The organism is Curtobacterium sp. MCBD17_026, assembly GCF_003234895.2.
Taxonomy (GTDB): domain Bacteria; phylum Actinomycetota; class Actinomycetes; order Actinomycetales; family Microbacteriaceae; genus Curtobacterium; species Curtobacterium flaccumfaciens.
The window spans coordinates 3,216,333-3,232,982 of the sequence record NZ_CP126281.1 but is presented as its reverse complement, the minus strand read 5'-3'; the positions used below and the strand labels follow the sequence as shown (position 1 = coordinate 3,232,982).

The following is a 16,650-nucleotide window of genomic DNA, read 5'->3' as shown; positions in this document are numbered from 1 at the left end:
GCTCAGCGGCGGTTTCAACGCTGGACGCAGTCTGGGAGTCGCCGACTGCTTAGTCGAGACGTCCGTGCGAAAGGCGGGAACGCCTATCGGTGTCCGCTCGGGAGTCGGGAGTCGGGAGTCCAGAGCTGCGCATCCAGAGTCAATCGGCCCCGGCTGGCGGCTAGGGCGTCGACACAGGCGGACGCGGGGTGATGCGAAAAGCACGAGAAGGTCCGCTGCAGGATTCCCGAGCTAAACGGGCTAGGCGGGGTCTGAGATTCAGCGCCATCGCCGCTTGCCTTCGGTGAGTTCGAAGGACAAGGCTTCAAGACGGTTGGTCTCGGCTTGCGTTGACAGCGGCGGGCCGCTTTGTCTCCGGAAGGCACTGCGTGCAGTCCTTGGGCGGGCGGGAAGCGGGGCGGCCGGTGAACTGGTGGGGCCTGTTCGGGCCGGAGTAGCTGGCGCAGTAGCGGTGACCTTCGCCTGGATAGACGGTCTCCAACCGCGTGGGGTCACACGACGAAGCCGCAGCGCAGCTCGCGCCCGCCGCCCCAGACGCGCTGCACCTCGAGCGACGGCGACAGCGCTACGAGGTCCGCGGCGAACCCCGGCGCCAGCCGACCTAGGCGGTCGCCGAGCCCGAGAGCCGCGGCCGGCACGCTCGTCAGCGCCGCCACCGACTCGGGCAGGGTCCGCCCGGCGAGCGAGACCGCGTTGCGGAGCGCCACGTCCTGCGTCAGCGTCGACCCCGCGATGGTCTCGGTCCCCGCGACGTGCGCGACCCCGTCGGTCACCGTGACGTCGAGCGACCCGAGCCGGTACGAGCCGTCCGCAGCGCCGGCGGCTCCCATCGCATCGGTGATCAGCGCCACACGACCCGGCGTCGCCCGGAAGAGCGTGTCCGCCACGACCGGGTGCACGTGCACGGCGTCCAGGATGAGCTCGAGCGTCACGCGGTCGTCCGCCACGGCGGCGCCGATCGGCCCCGGTGCGCGGTGGTGCAGCCCGGGCATCGCGTTGCAGGCGTGGGTCAGGATCGTCGCCCCGGCGTCGAAGGCTGCCCGGGCCTGGTCGTACGTGCCGACGGTGTGGCCGACGGCGACCGTGACGCCGGCCTCGACGAACCGACGGACGGCGTCGAGGGCTCCGGACAGCTCGGGCGCGATCGTGACCTGGCGGAGGACGCCCTCGCCCGCTCCGAGCAGCGCGTCGACCGCGGCGGGTGTCGGGTCGATCAGGAACGACTCGTTGTGCGCACCCTTGTTGTGCGGGGACAGGAACGGTCCCTCCAGGTGCACACCGAGCACGAGCGGGTCGGTCGCCATCACGGCGCGGACGCGCGCCAGCGACGCCGCGAGGGCGGGCACCGGGTTCGCGACGAGCGACAGGACGGAGCGGGTCGTGCCGTGCGAACGGTGCATCACGAGCGAACGGTCGAACGAGTCGTCCTCGTACGCCTCGGTCGCCCCACCGTGCCCGTGCAGGTCCACGAAGCCGGGCGTCAGGACCCCGTCGCCCAGGTCGACGACCCGGTCGGCCGCGGGGGCCTCGGGGCCGGAGCCGGTCGCGTGGATCGTGTCGCCGACGACCAGGACCCAGCCGTCGGCCGTGGTGCCGGCCGCGTCGACGACGCGGGCTGCGCGGACCAGCGTGCGCCGGGCCTCCTGGCCGGTCTGGAGGCCCGTGGCGCTCATGCGGTCTCCTTGCGGAACGCGATCACGCCGCTCAGAGCGGCGATCACGATGAAGACGATCCCGACGACCGGGCGGCCGATGGAGATCCAGGTCGCGCCTGCGGCGACGACCAGGGCGACCTCGACGATGGTCTTGCCGACGATGTCGGTCTCGATCGGGGACCGCGGCGACCGGAAGAAGTACCAGACGACCGCGGCGAACAGCGGGGCGCCGACCATGAACAGGTAGCCGGGGAGCGGGAGCTGCCACGACCAGTAGCCCCAGAAGGCCAGGGACAGCAGGCCGAACACCATCACGGCGATCCGCAGGACCATCCAGGCCTCGAACCGCCGTCGCGGCTGCCGGACGGCTGCCGGGTCGGGAACCGATTCCCAGTCGACGGGGGACTGCGGGGCGTTGGTCATGGTGCTGCCTACTTGAAGATGATGGTGCGGGCGCCGTCGAGCAGGACGCGGTCCTCCGCGATCCAGCGCACCGCCTGGGTGAGCGTGCGGGACTCCTCGTCCTGCCCGATGGACACCAGCTCGGCTGGTTCCTTGGTGTGGTCGACGCGGACGACGTTCTGCTCGATGATCGGGCCCTCGTCGAGGTCACTCGTCACGAAGTGCGCGGTCGCACCGATGAGCTTGACCCCGCGTGCGTGCGCTTGCCGGTACGGGTTCGCGCCCTTGAAGCCGGGCAGGAACGAGTGGTGGATGTTCACGGCACGGCCCTCGAGCGCGGCGCAGAGCTCGGGTGACAGGATCTGCATGTAGCGGGCGAGGACGACGAGCTCGATGTCGTGCTCCTCCACCGCCTGCAGCACGCGGCGCTCCATCTGCTCCTTCGACTCGGCGTCGGTGACCGGGCGGTGCTCGAACGGCACGGAGTAGAACGCGGCGAGCTCGGACAGGTCCGCGTGGTTCGACAGGACGAGGGGGACCTCGATCGGCAGCTGTCCGCCGCGCTGCCGGTAGAGCAGGTCGTTCAGGCAGTGGCCCGCCTTCGACACCAGCACGAGGGTGCGCAGCGGACGCCCGACGACGTCGAGCTGGACGCGGGCGTCGTAGCGGGCGGCGACGGGGGCGAGCGCTGCCTCGAAGGCGGCGCGGTCCACCGGCGCCATCACCTGCAGGCGCATGAAGAACGTGTTCGTGTCGGCGCTGGAGAACTGCTGCGACTCGGTGATGTTGCCCTGGGCGGCGACGATCGCTCCGGAGACGGCGTGCACGATCCCGGGCTGGTCGTCGCAGACGAGCGTCAGGGTCCAGTGTGTGGGGGTCGGGTCGGTCACCGGATCAGGGTACCGGCCGCGGGGGACGTGCTTCGTGAGCAGGAACGGTCGAGTGGGCAGCGGCGACTCGACCGTTCCTGCTCACGAAGCGTCAGACGCAGGGGCGGACGCAGGGGCGCGCGCGGGTGCTGGCGCAGGGGCCGGCGCGTCGGCGTCCCGCAGGCGACGGTCGGCCAGGGTCAGCACCGTCAGGAGCACCGCGACGCCGAGGATCACCCACGCCAGCACGTGCAGGTCCGGCGTCGTCGGGGCCTGACCGAACACACCGCCGATGAGCGAGGACGCCGCGATCGCCCCGATGTACACCGCGGTGCGGGACAGCCCGGCCGCGGTGCCGATGTACTCCGCGGGGACGAGGCGGTACAGCGCCGCCTGATTCGACACCGATGCCAGGGCCTGCGGCACCCCGAACAGTGCCGGGGTCAGGGCGAGCAGGACGACGGGCGACCCGGTGTGCAGGAAGAGCAGGAGCACACCGCCGAGGATCGGCACCAGCGCGGCGACGACGAGCGGCCCGCGGATCGCCGTCTTCCGTGCGACCACGAACGAGGCCACCCCGGCGACGATCGCGGCCGGCAGCTGGATGTACCCGGCGACGTCGCTCGGGTAGCCCGCGACGTCCTGCACCCACTGCGAGAACCCGTAGGTCATCGTGTAGGCGAGCAGGTACGTCAGGAACAGGCGGCCGTACGTGCGCGACAGGGCACCGTTCCGGGCGAGCAGCCGCACGTCGACGAACGGTCGCACGGCCCGCAGCTCCCACGCCACCAGGGCGACGAGCAGCAGGACGGCCACCGCGAGCAGCCACCACAGCCCGGCGGACAGGTCGAGCAGGAAGACGAGCAGCGCCGAGACGGTCCCGGTCATCAGCACCATGCCGAGCGGGTCGAGCGCCTGCAGCACCGGCAGGTCGGCGTCGTCGCGCGGACGCAGCCGGTCGGACGGCAGCCAGAGCGTCGCCACGACGATGCCGAACACCGCGAGCGGCACGTTCACCAGGAAGATCGCGTGCCAGCCGAAGGCGGCGATGAGCGCCCCGCCGAGCGGTGGGCCGGCGGCGGCGGACACGAGCGATGTGATCGACAGCGCCCCGAGCACGAGCGGTGGAGTCGGCTTCCCGATCCGAGCGGAGTGCTGCCGGAGCGTGGTGAGCGCGGCCGGGTAGGCCGACGACGTCCCGATGCCGATGAGCACCCGGGCGAACACGGCGCCGCCGAACCCGGTCAGCACCTCGGGCACCACCCCGGCGATCCCGACGATGACGAGCCCGGTCAGGAACACCTTCTTCGGGCCGAACCGGTCGGCGAGCTTGCCCATCGTGGGCTGCGCGATCGCACTCGCCAGGTACAGGGCCGCGACGAGCCAGATCGCCTGCGCCGCACCGATGCCCAGGTCGCGGGAGATCGGGGTGAGGGCGACCGACACCATCGTGGTGTTGATCGGGTTGAGCAGGGGCCCGACGAGCACCGGGATGAGGAGCTTCGGGCCGAAGCCGCTGCCCGTGGTCGTGTCGGGGGTCGCGGTGGTGGTGGACGTGAGGACGCTTCTTCCGGTTGCAGGACTGGGCGAGGTGTGTGCGGGTCAGGGATCGACGATCGGCCCGAGCAGGTCCATCGCCCGCACGACGACGCGGCGGTCCGCCTCGGGCAGGGTCGCGAGCCGCTCGGCGAGCTCGCGGTTCCGCGCGGCCCAGGCGGCCTGGCGTGCGTCCCGACCGGCCGCCGTCGCGCTGACGATCGACCGCCGGCCGTCCGTCGGGTCGGGCTGGCGTTCGGCCAGGCCGAGGTCGACCAGGGCCTGGACGGTCGCGCCCATCGACTGCGGTCGGACACCCTCGGCTCGGGCCAGGTCGGCGATGGTGGCCGGCCCGTGCCGGAGCAGGCGTCCGAGGGCGGCGGTCTGCGACGCCGTGACGTCGTCCGACTTCGAAGCCAGCAACGAGCGCCGCAGCCGTCCGTGCATCGTCAGCACGGCGTCGGCCAGGTCGGTCGGGTCGGTCTCCGGTGCGTCGGTCACGCCCCGGAGGCTAGTCCGTCACCAGCCCACCTTGCAAGGTTGCCTTCAGATATCGTTCAGGGAACGGCGGAACCGTCGTCGCCGGCGTCCGGCTCGAGCAGCGGGAGCAGGGTCGCCGAGATCAGTTCCGTACCGTCGCCGAACCACGCGTTGCTCGCCCGGACGATCGGGTGCGCGCGTGCCAGCAGCGCCTCGCCCTGGTCGGTCAGCCGCATCCGGGAGGCCCGTCCCCGGCCCGGTGCGGCGCCCCGCTCCACGAGTCCCCGCGTCGAGAGCCCCCCGACGAGCGTCGTCATGCTCTGCGGCCGGACGCCGACCGCCCGCGCCAGGTCGGCCTGGCTGAGCTCGCCGGCTGCCGCGAGCTGGATGAGCGCCCCGAACTCGACGGGTGTCAACCCGAGCGGCGCCAGCTCGGCCGCGAGTCGGCGGGAGAGCGTCCGTGCGGCCCGGATCACCGTCCACGCCACGATGCCGTCGACGTCGTCGCGCGGGGCTGGGAGTTCCTGGGGCACGGGGTGATCGTACCGGCGTACGTTGCAGTATCAGGAAACTGATACCACGACGGGTCAGTGGGACGAGGAGCAGACATGGGCGAGATCGTGGCGGTCACCGGCGTGACCGGGGACGTCGGGGGCAAGACGGCGGAGCTGCTGCGGACGGCAGGGGTGACGGTGCGAGCCGTGGTCCGACGACCCGAGCAGGTCGACGCGCTCCGGGCGCGAGGCATCGACGGCCGCCTGGCCGACCTGGACGACGAGGACGCGCTCACCGCGGCGCTCGACGGGGTCGACCGGTTCTTCCTCGTGACACCGGTCAGCCAGCGGCAGCGCGAGCAGGGCACCACCGGGGTCCGTGCGGCGCAGCGGGCCGGGGTCGGCCGGATCGTGCAGCTGTCGGGCGGGGACGCCGCCGAGCACTCCCCGATGTCGTGGGCGAGCGCCGCCTGGCACATCGACCGGCTGGTGCGCGAGAGCGGCACGGCGTGGACGATCCTGCACCCCTCGTCGTTCATGACGAACGTGCAGCCCTCGGCGCCGGCGATCCGACGGGGATGGTTCCCGCACACCACGGGCAGCGGGGTGATCGGCTGGATCGACACCGAGGACATCGCCCGGACCGCCGCCCGGGTGTTGACGGAGGACGGCCACGACGGCACCGAACCGGTGCTCACCGGGCCGGACCTGCTCGACGCGCGGGGTGTCGCCGCCGCGCTCACCGCAGGGCTCGGCCGACCCGTGCGCGCCCTGCACCTGCCGAGCCGGGTCTACGCCGGTGTGCTGCGCCTGAGCGGGGTGCCCGCCTGGCAGGCCGAGGGGCTCCGGCAGCAGTTCGGCCGGGTCGTCCGCCGCGGCCTCGACGGCGTCGACGTGATGAGCGACGACGTCCTGCGCATCACCGGCACCGCACCCCGGAGCCTGGCCGACTGGGCGCGAGCCCACCGCGACGACCTGCTGGGGTGACCCGTCGCGCCGAAGGTGATCCGGGCCTCCAGGCCGTGGGCCGTCAGTGCGACGTGAGCGTGACGACCAGGTGCTCCTGCACGTAGCCGAGCCAGTCGTAGACGTCGCGCAGGCCGACGCCCGCGTCGGCCTCGACGGAGCGCTCCTCGTCGTCGGCGTCCTCGATGCCCAGGCGGTCGGCGATCGTCAGCCGCAGGTCGGTGAGGGTACGGAGCCACGCCTGCTCGTCCTCGGCGTCGAGCGAACCGTCGCGGGTGCCCGTCAGCCAGTAGTGCACGATCGAGGCGTTCGTCGTCTTCTGCGTGAGCAGATCGGACTGCGTGTACTTCCGGAACTCCGCGCTCGCCTCGTCGTCACCCGGGTAGGCGTCCGGGAACATCCGCTCGCTGATCGGGTCGGTGGACAGGTCACCACCGAGCACCTGCCGCAGCTGCTCGGTGAGCGAGGCGAGCAGGTCGCGCTCGCCGGAGGACAGGCCGAGGTGGACGCCGTCGGCGCGGCGGACGAACGGGATCACGCTTCGGGGGCCTTGTCGACGGTCGCCTGCAGCCCGTAGCCGTGCATGGACTGCACGTGGGCTTCCATCGACTCACGCGGGCCCGTTGCCACGATCGCCCGACCGTCGTCGTTCACCTGGTGCATGAGCCGCTCGGCCTGCTCGCGCGAGAACCCGAAGTGCCGCTGGAAGACGTAGGTGACGTACGACATCAGGTTCACCGGGTCGTCCCACACCACCGTGACCCAGGGGGTGTCCGCCCGCGCACTGGTCCGTTCGTCCGTGGTGGTCCGTTCGTCCACGTCGGGCGAGAGCAGCGTCATGCCTCCAGGGTGACACAGGGCGGGGTCGCTCGGTACGATCGTCAGGTCGCGACTGGCGTTGGATGGGTCACCATCGGGGAGCGACAAAGACACGGTGCGCGGCCGTACGCCTGGGCTGCACCGACCGACCGTCCGAGTGCGACCAGCTGGTCGTCCGCACACCGTAGGAGTCCCGTGTCCATTGCCGATCTGCCCCCGTTCGTCTCCGACTCGGCCGAGGTGGCCGAGCAGGCCGCCGCCCGCGCCGCCTTCAACGCCCCGCTCACCGAGGTCGACCCCGAGATCGCCGCCGTCCTGCAGCAGGAGCTCGGCCGCCAGCGGGACACCCTCGAGATGATCGCGTCCGAGAACTTCGTGCCGCGCGCCGTGCTCGAGTCGCAGGGCTCCGTGCTCACCAACAAGTACGCCGAGGGCTACCCGGGCAAGCGCTACTACGGCGGCTGCGAGTACGTCGACGTCGCCGAGCAGCTCGCCATCGACCGTGCCAAGGCGCTCTTCGGTGCCGAGTACGCGAACGTGCAGCCGCACTCCGGCGCGACGGCGAACGCGGCCGTCCTGCACGCCATCGCCTCGGCCGGCGACACCATCCTCGGCCTCGAGCTCGCGCACGGCGGGCACCTGACCCACGGCATGAAGCTCAACTTCTCCGGCCGCATCTACAACGCCGTGGCGTACGGCGTCGACCCCGAGACGTTCGAGGTCGACTACGACGACATCCGCGCCAAGGCCATCGAGCACCAGCCGAAGGTCCTGATCGCCGGTTGGTCCGCCTACCCGCGCCAGCTCGACTTCGCGAAGTTCCGCGAGATCGCGGACGAGGTCGGCGCGAAGCTCTGGGTCGACATGGCGCACTTCGCCGGCCTCGTCGCCGCCGGTCTGCACCCGTCCCCGGTCCCGCACGCCCACGTCGTCTCGTCGACGGTGCACAAGACCCTGGGCGGCCCCCGCTCGGGCATCATCCTGTCGAACGACGAGACCCTGTTCAAGAAGCTGAACTCCGCGGTCTTCCCGGGCCAGCAGGGCGGCCCGCTCATGCACGTGATCGCCGCGAAGGCCACCGCGTTCCTGCTCGCCGGCACCCCGGAGTTCAAGGACCGTCAGGAGCGCACGATCCGTGGCGCCCAGGCCCTCGCCGCCCGCCTGACCGCTGACGACGCCAAGGCCGCGGGCATCGACGTGCTCACCGGCGGCACCGACGTGCACCTGGTGCTCGTCGACCTGCGCGCGTCCGAGGTCGACGGCAAGCAGGCCGAAGACCTGCTGCACGAGGTCGGCATCACCGTGAACCGCAACTCCGTGCCGTTCGACCCGCGCCCGCCGATGGTCACCTCGGGTGTCCGCATCGGCACCTCGGCGCTGGCGACCCGCGGCTTCGGCGACGCCGAGTTCACCGAGGTGGCCGACATCATCGCGCTGACCCTCATGCCGAACCCGGACGTCGCAGCGCTCTCGGCCCGGGTGAAGGTCCTGACCGACGCGTTCCCGCTCTACGCGTGAGCGGTTCGGTCAGCGCGGCGCTCCCGCGCGAGCCCTGGGCCGGTGAGGGCAGTGCCGTCCGCATCGACGGCACCGCCCTCGCCGCCCGGACGCTCGACGAACTCCGGGGCCGGATCGACCGCCTGCACGAGCACGGCATCCGTCCGGGCCTCGGCACGATCATGGTCGGCGCGAACCCCGGGTCGATGTCCTACGTCGCGGGCAAGCACCGCGACTCGGCGTCGATCGGGCTCGACTCGCACCGCATCGACCTGCCCGAGACGGCGTCCGCTGCCGACATCCGGGCCGCGATCCTGCAGATGAACGACGACCCCCGGGTCACCGCGTTCATCGTGCAGCTCCCGCTGCCCCAGGGCATCGACCCGACACCGATGCTCGAGCTGATGGACCCTGCGAAGGACGCCGACGGACTGCACCCGACGAACCTCGGCGAGCTGGTGCTCGCCGTACCCGGTGGTGCCGGCACGATTGACGCACCGCTCCCGTGCACGCCTCGGGGCATCGTCGCGATGCTCGACGCGTACGAGATCCCGATCCGTGGCGCGCACGTCACGATCATCGGGCAGGGGCTGACCGTCGGGCGGCCGCTCGGTCTGCTGCTCACGCGGCTCGAGGCGACCGCGACCCTGACGCACTCGCTGACCGCCGACGTCGCCGCGGAGTGCCGCCGCGCCGACATCATCGTCGCCGCTGCGGGGGTCGCCGGGCTCGTCAAGCCGGACTGGGTGCAGCCCGGTGCCGCCGTCATCGACGTGGGGATCACCCGCGTCGTCAACGAGGAGACCGGCAAGGCGAAGCTGCACGGCGACGTCGACCCCGCGGTCGCATCGGTCGCGGGCTTCCTGTCGCCGACTCCCGGTGGTGTCGGGCCGATGACCCGCGCGATGCTCATGAAGAACGTCGTCGAGGCCGCCGAGCGCCAGCTGTCGTAGCGCGCGGGCTCTCGCGTGCCGATGGTGTGCAGCAATGGTCGGGTGCCGTCGTCGCACCCGACCATTGCTGCACACGAAGCGCACTCCGCCGGTGCTACGGTCGCGGCATGGGGGATGAACGACTGCAGACAACGCCGGTGATGCGAGCCCGGTCCGAGCCGTCGCAACTGACCAAGGACGCCCGGTGGCTGATCGTCATCGTGGCGATCTGCGTGCTGTTCCAGGCACCGGGTTCGAGCTGGGCGACGACCTTCGTGCACGCCGGCCAGGAGTACACGTTCACGTCGGGCCCCTGGTTCGGATGGACGCTCGCGACGGTGGGGTTCGCGGTCGTCGGGTTCGTCGTCGCGATCGCCCGGCGAGGTGCAGCCCGGTTCGACGAGCACACCGTGATGGGCTTGACCCTGGCCGCCGTGCTCGGGACGACCGCCCTGGTGTGGCTGCTCATGCCGGCACAGACCGCGTGGGTGGAGTGGGCCGTGGAACACGGTCGGACGCACCCGTTCGTACTCGGAAACGTCGTCGAGCGCGTCGGGTACGCGGACTACTCCGGCTGAGTAGGCGGGCGCGCGGCGGGCGCTGCCGTTCTTTCGCGCCGAGCGACAGTCCACGGGCTGATCGCCGCGTGAACTGTCGCTGAGCGCGAAACGTCGAGCGGCCGAGGGCCGTCAGTCGCGCCGGGCGCCCTGCGCGGCGTGCACCGTGAACACGTTCGGCTCGCGGTACCCGGCCTCGGCGAAGGCCTCGATGACGGCCGCGGTGATCGCACCGCGGGACTCCTGGTCGACGAGCGCGATCGCCGCACCGCCGAATCCGCCCCCGGTCATGCGGGCACCGACGGCACCGTGCCCGACCGCCGTCGCGACGGCCAGGTCGAGCTCCGGCACGGAGATCTCGAAGTCGTCGCGCATCGACTCGTGCGACGCGACGAGCAGCGAACCGATCGCCCGTGGGCCCTGTTCGCGCAAGGTGCGGACGGTGTCGAGAACACGCTGGTCCTCGGTCACGATGTGCCGAACGCGGCGGAAGGTCTCGTCGTCCAGGAGCTCCTGCGCGCGGGGTAGGTCGTCGACGCTGACGTCACGCAGGGCCTCGACACCGAGCACCTGCGCACCCTTCTCGCACGAGGCCCGACGAGCCGCGTAGCCACCGGTCGCGTGGGCGTGCTCGACACGGGTGTCGATCACCAGGACCTCGAGCCCGTTCGCCTCGAGCGCCAGGTCGACGACGGCGGTGTCGAGCGTGCGGCAGTCGAGGAACACGACGGCGTCCTGCTCGCCGAGCAGCGAGGCGGACTGGTCCATGATCCCGGTGGGGGCACCGACGGCGTGGTTCTCGGAGTACTGCCCGACGCGCGCCAGGGTCTTCCGGTCGAGGCCGAGTTCCCACAGGTCGTTGAACGCCAGCGCGACACCGCACTCGATCGCGGCACTCGACGACAGGCCCGCACCGACCGGTACGTCTGACTCGATGAAGACGTCGAACCCGGTCTTGTCGCTCAGATCGGCACCGGCCTGCTCACGCAGGGCCCAGGCGATGCCGAACACGTACGCCGACCAGCCGTCCATGGCCTCGGGCGACAGGTCATCGAGGGACAGCGCCACCGGCTCGCTCGTGGCGTCGAAGGCGGAGGCGACGCGGATCGTCCGGTCGTCGCGCTGCGCGATGGAGGCGGTGGTGCGACGGTCGATCGCGAAGGGCAGCACGTAGCCGTCGTTGTAGTCGGTGTGCTCACCGATCAGGTTGACGCGACCCGGGGCGGAGTACCGCACCGTCGGCTCGTACCCGTAGACCTGCTGGAACGTCATGCGCGCTCGACTCCCTGTCGGATGAACTCGGCCGCCTTCTCGGGCACGAGGTCCCCGATCCAGGCGCCCATGGCGGCTTCGCTGCCGGCCAGGAACTTCAACTTGTCCGCCGCACGTCGCGGCGAGGTGATCTGCAGCATCAGCCGCACGGTGTCGCGGGCGGTGTGCACCGGTGCCTGGTGCCACGCGGCGATGTACGGCGTCGGGTCGCCGTAGAGCGCGTCGAGCCCGCGGGTGAGCCGGAGGTGCATGTGCGCGAGCTCGTCCTTCTCGGCGTCGGTCAGGCCGGCGAAGTCGGGGACGTGGCGGTGCGGCAGCATGTGGATCTCGATCGGCCAGCGCGCGGCGAACGGGACGAAGGCGGTGAAGTGCTCGCCAGCGAGGACGACCCGCTCGGAACCCCGCTCGTTCGCGAGGTGCTGCTCGAACAGGTCCGGGCCGAACCGTTCGATGCTCGCGAGCAGTCGCTGCGTGCGCGGGGTGATGTACGGGTACGAGTAGATCTGCCCGTGCGGGTGGTGCAGCGTGACGCCGATCGCCTCGCCCCGGTTCTCGAAGGGGAACACCTGCTGGATGCCCGGCATCGCGGAGAGTGCAGCGGTGCGGTCGGCCCAGGCCTCGACGACGGTGCGGGCGCGCGACTCCGAGATGGAGGCGAAGGACCCTGAGGTCTCGGGTGAGAAGCACACGACCTCGCACCGGCCGACCGAGCGGAGCTGGCGGTTCAGGCCGACGTCGCTCAGGGACTCGAGCGACTCGGGAGCGTCGTCGGCTTCGAGCAGCGGGCCGAACGACGGCGAACGGTTCTCGAACACCGCGACGTCGTAGCGGCTCGGGATCTCGGACGGGTTGGCCGGGCTCTGGGGTGCGAGCGGGTCCTGGTCGGCCGGCGGCAGGAACACCCGGTTCTGCCGGGACGCCGCGATCGACACCCACTCGCCCGTCAGGACGTCCTGCCGCATCCGCGCCGTCTCGGGCCGCGGGTCGAGCACGCGCCCGTCGATGCTGCGTTCTGCTGGCAGCGTCGAGTCGGCGTCGTCGAAGTAGAAGAGGTCGCGGCCGTCCGCGAGCTTCGTCACGCGCTTGGTGATCACCGGGACAGCCTAGCGCTCGACTGAAGCGTTGCGAAAGACATCGGAAGCAAGCGAAACTGTCCACATGACGGACGCCGACCTCTCGTTCCTCGCCGGCGCGCTGCCCGCGCCCCTGCGGCAGGACCGCATCGTCGCGATCGTCGACGGCGCCCCGGGCATGGTCCGGACGGCCGCGTTGGCCGCGTCCCTCGGCACCAGCGAGGTGACCGTCCGCCAGGACCTCGCCGTCCTCGACCAGGAGGCCCGGATCCGCCGGGTGCACGGGGGCGCCGTCCGCCTCGGGGCCGGGTCCACCGAGCGCCCCTTCGAGGAGACCGCCGTCGAGCACCAGGTGGCCAAGGCGGCCATCGGCCGTGCGGCCGCCGCGCTGGTGCGCCCGGGGGAGTGCGTCGTCCTCGACGTCGGCACCACGCCGGCCGCCGTCGCCGAGGCCCTCGTGGCGCGCACCGAACTCACCGGCGTCACCGTCGTCACGAACTCCCTCACCACGGCGCTCGCGCTCGAGCGAGCTGTCCCGCGCTTCACCGTGATCGTCACCGGCGGCACCCTCCGGCCCCTGCAGCACTCACTCGTCGCCCCCTTCAACGGCGCGGTCCTGCCGATGATCGCCGCCGACCTCGTCTTCCTCGGCGGCACCGGACTCGACGTCGACCACGGGCTGACGAACGTGAACCTGCCCGAGACCGAAGCAAAGCGGATGCTCGCGGCGACGGCCCGGCGTACGGTCGTGGTCGCGGACGGGTCGAAGTTCGGCCGGGCCCACATCGGGGTCGTCCGCGCGCTCGAGGACATCGACGTCGTCGTCACCGCCGAGGCCGATGCCGCCGCGGTCGCCGCGATCCGGGCGGCCGGGGCCCAGGTGATCGTCGCCGACGGCGAGCGTCGCACCGAACCAGCCGGAAGGAAGAACGCCCCATGACCGCAGCACCCACGGGTGGCCAGTACCGCCTCCACCACGCCGGACCCGACGGGGTCGTCGAAGCCGTGGTCACCGAGGTCGCCGCGGGCATCCGCGAACTCCGCGTCGCCGGCTTCGACATCACCGAGCCGTTCCCCGTGACCGAGCAGCCGCCGGGCGCGAACGGTATCGTCCTCGCACCCTGGCCGAACCGCGTCGCCGGCGCTGCGTGGGAGCTCGACGGCAAGCGGCAGCAGCTCGACGTCTCGGAGCCGAAGTACGGCAACGCGTCGCACGGACTGCTCCGGTTCGCTCCGTACCGGGTGGTCTCGCAGACCGAGACGTCGATCCAGCAAGCGGCGACGATCCACCCGCAGCACGGGTGGCCCTTCACCCTCGAGACGCGCGTGCTGCACGAACTCGTCGACGACGGCATCCGCGTCACGCACGAGGTCACGAACCGTTCGGGTGTCCGCGCACCCTTCGCGGTCGGCGCGCACCCCTACCTGCGTGCCGGTGACACCCCCGCCGACGACCTGGTCGTCACGCTCGACGCCGCGACCGCGTTCACGGTCGACGAGCAGAAGGTGCCGAACGGTTCGGTGCCGGTCGAGGGCACGCCGTACGACCTGCGCCAGGGGCGGCGTGCCGGGGATTCGGACCTCGACACCGCGTACAAGGACGTCACCCCAGACGCCGAGGGGATCCGCCGCACGACGATGCACGGGCCCGAGGGTGACGGGGTCGAGCTCTGGCAGGACGCCTCGTTCCCCTACGTGCAGGTCTTCACGTCGCGCGAGTACCCGCGGGGCGACGGGAAGGGCCTGGCCGTCGCGGTCGAACCGATGACGGCGCCCGCGAACGCCCTGAACTCGGGCGAGGGTCTTCGCTGGCTCGAGCCGGACGAGACCTGGACCGGTTCGTGGGGGATCCGCCGCGTCTGGTCCTGAGGACTCCGGTCGGCTCGCACCGCTGACACGACGAAGGCCCCGCCGGGTGTCCGGCGGGGCCTTCGTTGTGTGTGTCGGAAGCCGGGCGTCAGCCGCGGCGCATCCGGAGCGCCTCGACCGCGAGGGACTCGGTCGCGTACCGGCCGACCTCGTGCGCCCACGCCGGGTCGTCGCCACGGAGCGCGATGAAGTCCTTGCGCTGCCGGCAGACGTAGCCGAGCACAGCGGTGGCCGTCGCGACCTCGATGAAGTCCTTGCGGATGTGGCGAGTAGTGACCTGGGCGTTGCGGCGGAGCGTGTCGAGCAGGAGCTCGTTGCTCATCGTCGTGTTGGTCGCTGCTGCGAGCTCGACGATGCGGCGCGCGTCACCGGTGGTGCTGGTCTGCGTGGCGTCGATGGGCTCGATCACGGTGTACCCCGTTCGTTCGTGGTGGTGCGGTGTTGCAGGATCCGTCGATCGGATCCGGGAACGACACTATCGGCGGTATGCCAACAATCCGCTGAGGGCGGGCTGGGCTGTGCAGGGGATCCGCCATGAGCCGGCTGGGGACGACTTGTACCCCGGTGCCGCCGCCCACGGTGCCCGGTCACGTCGTCAGGAGCAGCGTTCGCTCGGCGCGGCCCTGGTGAGTTCTTCGAGCGCCCCGTCGATCCTGTCGGCCAGGTAGCGGTACCCGTCGTCGTTGAGGTGCTGCCCGTCGCCCGCCGCGTAGCTCGCACTGTTGCTCGACGTGAACCACTGCCGGTCGATCGCGTCGATGAACGGCACCCGGGCGTCTCGTGCGCCGGCGGCGACCGCCGCCGAGATGGCGACGGTGGTCTTCGCGCGGGGCTGCGGTGCCGAGGGGCCGATCGCGACCACGACCGCGTCCGGCCACTGTCGCTCCGCGGTCCGCAGGGTCTGCTCGACGCGGGTCTCGAGGGTCGTGGCATCGACGAGCCAGTCGTTCTGGCTGCCCTGCACGATGACCAGCTCGGGGTCGAGGGACGCATGCCGCTCGATCCGCGCGATGTAGGTCCGTGCGGAGGAGTGCGACCTCCCGGTGTTCACGTAGCCGCTCCCGGGCACGCCGTCGATGGTGGCGTCCCAGCCGCGTTCCGCGACGAGGTCCTGCGCCCAACCGTGCATGCCGTCGTACGAGCCACGCCCGGCCGTGTACGAGTCGCCGACGATGAGCACGTCCGAGCCGGTGGCGATCGCCGACGCCGCCTCGCTCGCCGACACGGTCGGTGCTCCCGGCTCCGGCTGGCACGCGTCGGACACCGCCGGGAGCATGACGAGGAACCCGGCGACGCCGAGGCTCATCGCGCCGAGGGCGACAGCCGGTAACAGGCGTCGCCTCCGGCGTCGTCGTCTGAGCAGCAGCGAACGGGGACCGTCCGGCCATCCGCCGTCGGTTCGTCGGGCCACGGCCGGGATTCTACGCGGCCCGATCCGCACCGCGGCTGACCGGTGAGGAGTGTCCGCGAACACCGCTGGCGGCACGCGGAGCGCTGGACTGGGCGTGGTTGGCTGGACACCCGCGACCGAAACCGACCCTGGGAGCTCCCGTGACGACCGTCACCTATGCCGGCGACAGCATCACGAACCCCGAGAACTCGTTCTCCTGGACCAGGTTCCTGACCGGGACCGATCTGCGGCTCGTCAGCGGTGTCGGCATCAGCGGCGCGACGTCGGCGGCGGTGCGGAACGCCGTGGCCCCCGTCGACGCTGACGTCCTCGTCGTCATGGTGGGGACCAACGACATCCGCCTCGGCGTGGGTCGGTCGACCATCCGCGACAACATCGCCGCGATCGTCGAGGTCGTCGGCGCCGACCACGTCGTCATCGGGCAGGTCGCACCGTCCAACCTCACCGACTACGGCGCCGACCACATCGACCGTGCCGCCGGCGGGTTCGCCCACAACCGCGACCTCGCCCGGTTCACCGCCGATCGTGGGTGGCTGCTCGTCGACCCCTGGTTCCCGGTCCGGCGCCTCGACGGCACCTACGCGTCCGGTGCGGCTGACGCCGACGGCGTCCACCCGACGGTCGCGACCGGCACCACCGCCGGGGCCATCCTGTCCACCGCCATCCGCATCGCCGCCGGTGGGGCGTCTGCCTGACACGCCGGGGTTCAGGAGGGTGTGGGCCCCGTGGGGCTCGAACCCACGACCCTCGGATGAAAAGCCGGGGTTCAGGAAGGTGTGGGCCCCGTGGGGCTCGAACCCACGACCCTCGGATGAAAAG

The 16,650-nt window shown here is 71.7% G+C and carries 19 protein-coding genes and 1 riboswitch; of the genes, 7 read left to right on the top strand and 12 right to left on the bottom strand.

Going from position 1 to position 16,650, the window contains the following annotated elements:
- Window positions 1-491: 491 nt before the first annotated feature.
- The 6 genes from nagA to DEI85_RS15315 form a co-directional block, all read right to left on the bottom strand.
- A complete protein-coding gene (nagA, locus tag DEI85_RS15340; RefSeq protein WP_111124325.1) occupies window positions 492-1,673 on the bottom strand; it encodes an N-acetylglucosamine-6-phosphate deacetylase in 1,182 nt (393 codons plus the stop codon).
- Window positions 1,670-2,077 carry a YrdB family protein gene (locus DEI85_RS15335; RefSeq protein ID WP_111124326.1) on the bottom strand — a complete coding sequence of 136 codons (408 nt, stop codon included), beginning with the start codon at window positions 2,075-2,077 and terminating at the stop codon, window positions 1,670-1,672. The genes nagA and DEI85_RS15335 overlap by 4 nt, the downstream gene beginning before the upstream one ends.
- A gap of 8 nt (window positions 2,078-2,085) precedes the next feature.
- Window positions 2,086-2,946, bottom strand: a complete 861-nt coding sequence (gene purU, locus DEI85_RS15330) for a formyltetrahydrofolate deformylase (protein ID WP_110861849.1) — start codon at window positions 2,944-2,946, stop codon at window positions 2,086-2,088.
- 81 nt (window positions 2,947-3,027) lie between these two features.
- Entirely contained in the window at window positions 3,028-4,413 is a 1,386-nt protein-coding gene (locus tag DEI85_RS15325; RefSeq protein WP_220038958.1) for an MFS transporter, read from the bottom strand.
- Between the two features lie 114 nt (window positions 4,414-4,527).
- Window positions 4,528-4,962 (bottom strand): MarR family winged helix-turn-helix transcriptional regulator, encoded by a 435-nt coding sequence (locus tag DEI85_RS15320; protein WP_220033669.1) that lies wholly within the window; start codon window positions 4,960-4,962, stop codon window positions 4,528-4,530.
- A gap of 56 nt (window positions 4,963-5,018) precedes the next feature.
- A complete protein-coding gene (locus tag DEI85_RS15315; protein WP_111124328.1) occupies window positions 5,019-5,474 on the bottom strand; it encodes a MarR family winged helix-turn-helix transcriptional regulator in 456 nt (151 codons plus the stop codon).
- A gap of 75 nt (window positions 5,475-5,549) precedes the next feature.
- Here DEI85_RS15315 and DEI85_RS15310 point away from each other — a divergent pair, with 75 nt between their 5' ends.
- Window positions 5,550-6,422 (top strand): NmrA family NAD(P)-binding protein, encoded by an 873-nt coding sequence (locus tag DEI85_RS15310; RefSeq protein ID WP_111124329.1) that lies wholly within the window; start codon window positions 5,550-5,552, stop codon window positions 6,420-6,422.
- 43 nt (window positions 6,423-6,465) lie between these two features.
- Here DEI85_RS15310 and DEI85_RS15305 read toward each other — a convergent pair whose 3' ends face one another.
- Both DEI85_RS15305 and clpS read right to left on the bottom strand, forming a co-directional pair.
- On the bottom strand, window positions 6,466-6,939 hold the full coding sequence (locus DEI85_RS15305; protein ID WP_111124330.1) for a DUF2017 family protein: 474 nt from the start codon (window positions 6,937-6,939) through the stop codon (window positions 6,466-6,468).
- Window positions 6,936-7,241, bottom strand: coding sequence for an ATP-dependent Clp protease adapter ClpS (gene clpS / locus DEI85_RS15300; protein WP_071404706.1), 306 nt, complete (start codon window positions 7,239-7,241; stop codon window positions 6,936-6,938). The genes DEI85_RS15305 and clpS overlap by 4 nt, the downstream gene beginning before the upstream one ends.
- A 38-nt stretch (window positions 7,242-7,279) precedes the next feature.
- Window positions 7,280-7,364: riboswitch (ZMP/ZTP riboswitch) on the top strand.
- A gap of 96 nt (window positions 7,365-7,460) precedes the next feature.
- Between clpS and glyA the strand changes: the two genes are divergently transcribed.
- From glyA to DEI85_RS15285, 3 genes are all read left to right on the top strand, one after another.
- On the top strand, window positions 7,461-8,738 hold the full coding sequence (glyA, locus tag DEI85_RS15295; RefSeq protein WP_017888107.1) for a serine hydroxymethyltransferase: 1,278 nt from the start codon (window positions 7,461-7,463) through the stop codon (window positions 8,736-8,738).
- Window positions 8,735-9,670 carry a tetrahydrofolate dehydrogenase/cyclohydrolase catalytic domain-containing protein gene (locus DEI85_RS15290; RefSeq protein WP_111124331.1) on the top strand — a complete coding sequence of 312 codons (936 nt, stop codon included), beginning with the start codon at window positions 8,735-8,737 and terminating at the stop codon, window positions 9,668-9,670. Before glyA ends, DEI85_RS15290 begins: the two co-directional genes overlap by 4 nt.
- Window positions 9,671-9,777: 107 nt before the next feature.
- Complete coding sequence (locus DEI85_RS15285; protein WP_146238584.1) at window positions 9,778-10,227, top strand: hypothetical protein; 450 nt, start codon at window positions 9,778-9,780, stop codon at window positions 10,225-10,227.
- A gap of 111 nt (window positions 10,228-10,338) precedes the next feature.
- On the opposite strand, the gene galK is transcribed toward DEI85_RS15285, so the two are convergent.
- Both galK and galT read right to left on the bottom strand, forming a co-directional pair.
- Window positions 10,339-11,478: a galactokinase gene (gene galK, locus DEI85_RS15280; RefSeq protein WP_111124332.1), complete on the bottom strand. Its 1,140-nt coding sequence runs from the start codon at window positions 11,476-11,478 to the stop codon at window positions 10,339-10,341.
- On the bottom strand, window positions 11,475-12,572 hold the full coding sequence (gene galT, locus DEI85_RS15275; protein ID WP_110861830.1) for a galactose-1-phosphate uridylyltransferase: 1,098 nt from the start codon (window positions 12,570-12,572) through the stop codon (window positions 11,475-11,477). Before galT ends, galK begins: the two co-directional genes overlap by 4 nt.
- Before the next feature lie 64 nt (window positions 12,573-12,636).
- Between galT and DEI85_RS15270 the strand changes: the two genes are divergently transcribed.
- Complete coding sequence (locus DEI85_RS15270) at window positions 12,637-13,491, top strand: DeoR/GlpR family DNA-binding transcription regulator (RefSeq protein WP_110861827.1); 855 nt, start codon at window positions 12,637-12,639, stop codon at window positions 13,489-13,491.
- Window positions 13,488-14,420 (top strand): aldose 1-epimerase family protein, encoded by a 933-nt coding sequence (locus tag DEI85_RS15265; RefSeq protein WP_110861825.1) that lies wholly within the window; start codon window positions 13,488-13,490, stop codon window positions 14,418-14,420. Before DEI85_RS15270 ends, DEI85_RS15265 begins: the two co-directional genes overlap by 4 nt.
- 88 nt (window positions 14,421-14,508) lie before the next feature.
- On the opposite strand, the gene DEI85_RS15260 is transcribed toward DEI85_RS15265, so the two are convergent.
- Both DEI85_RS15260 and DEI85_RS15255 read right to left on the bottom strand, forming a co-directional pair.
- A complete protein-coding gene (locus tag DEI85_RS15260) occupies window positions 14,509-14,829 on the bottom strand; it encodes a hypothetical protein (protein WP_110861823.1) in 321 nt (106 codons plus the stop codon).
- Between the two features lie 186 nt (window positions 14,830-15,015).
- A complete protein-coding gene (locus DEI85_RS15255) occupies window positions 15,016-15,726 on the bottom strand; it encodes an SGNH/GDSL hydrolase family protein (protein WP_110861821.1) in 711 nt (236 codons plus the stop codon).
- Between the two features lie 245 nt (window positions 15,727-15,971).
- On the opposite strand from DEI85_RS15255, the gene DEI85_RS15250 reads away from it, so the two are divergent.
- Window positions 15,972-16,526 (top strand): SGNH/GDSL hydrolase family protein, encoded by a 555-nt coding sequence (locus DEI85_RS15250; protein ID WP_181430167.1) that lies wholly within the window; start codon window positions 15,972-15,974, stop codon window positions 16,524-16,526.
- Window positions 16,527-16,650 lie beyond the last annotated feature (124 nt).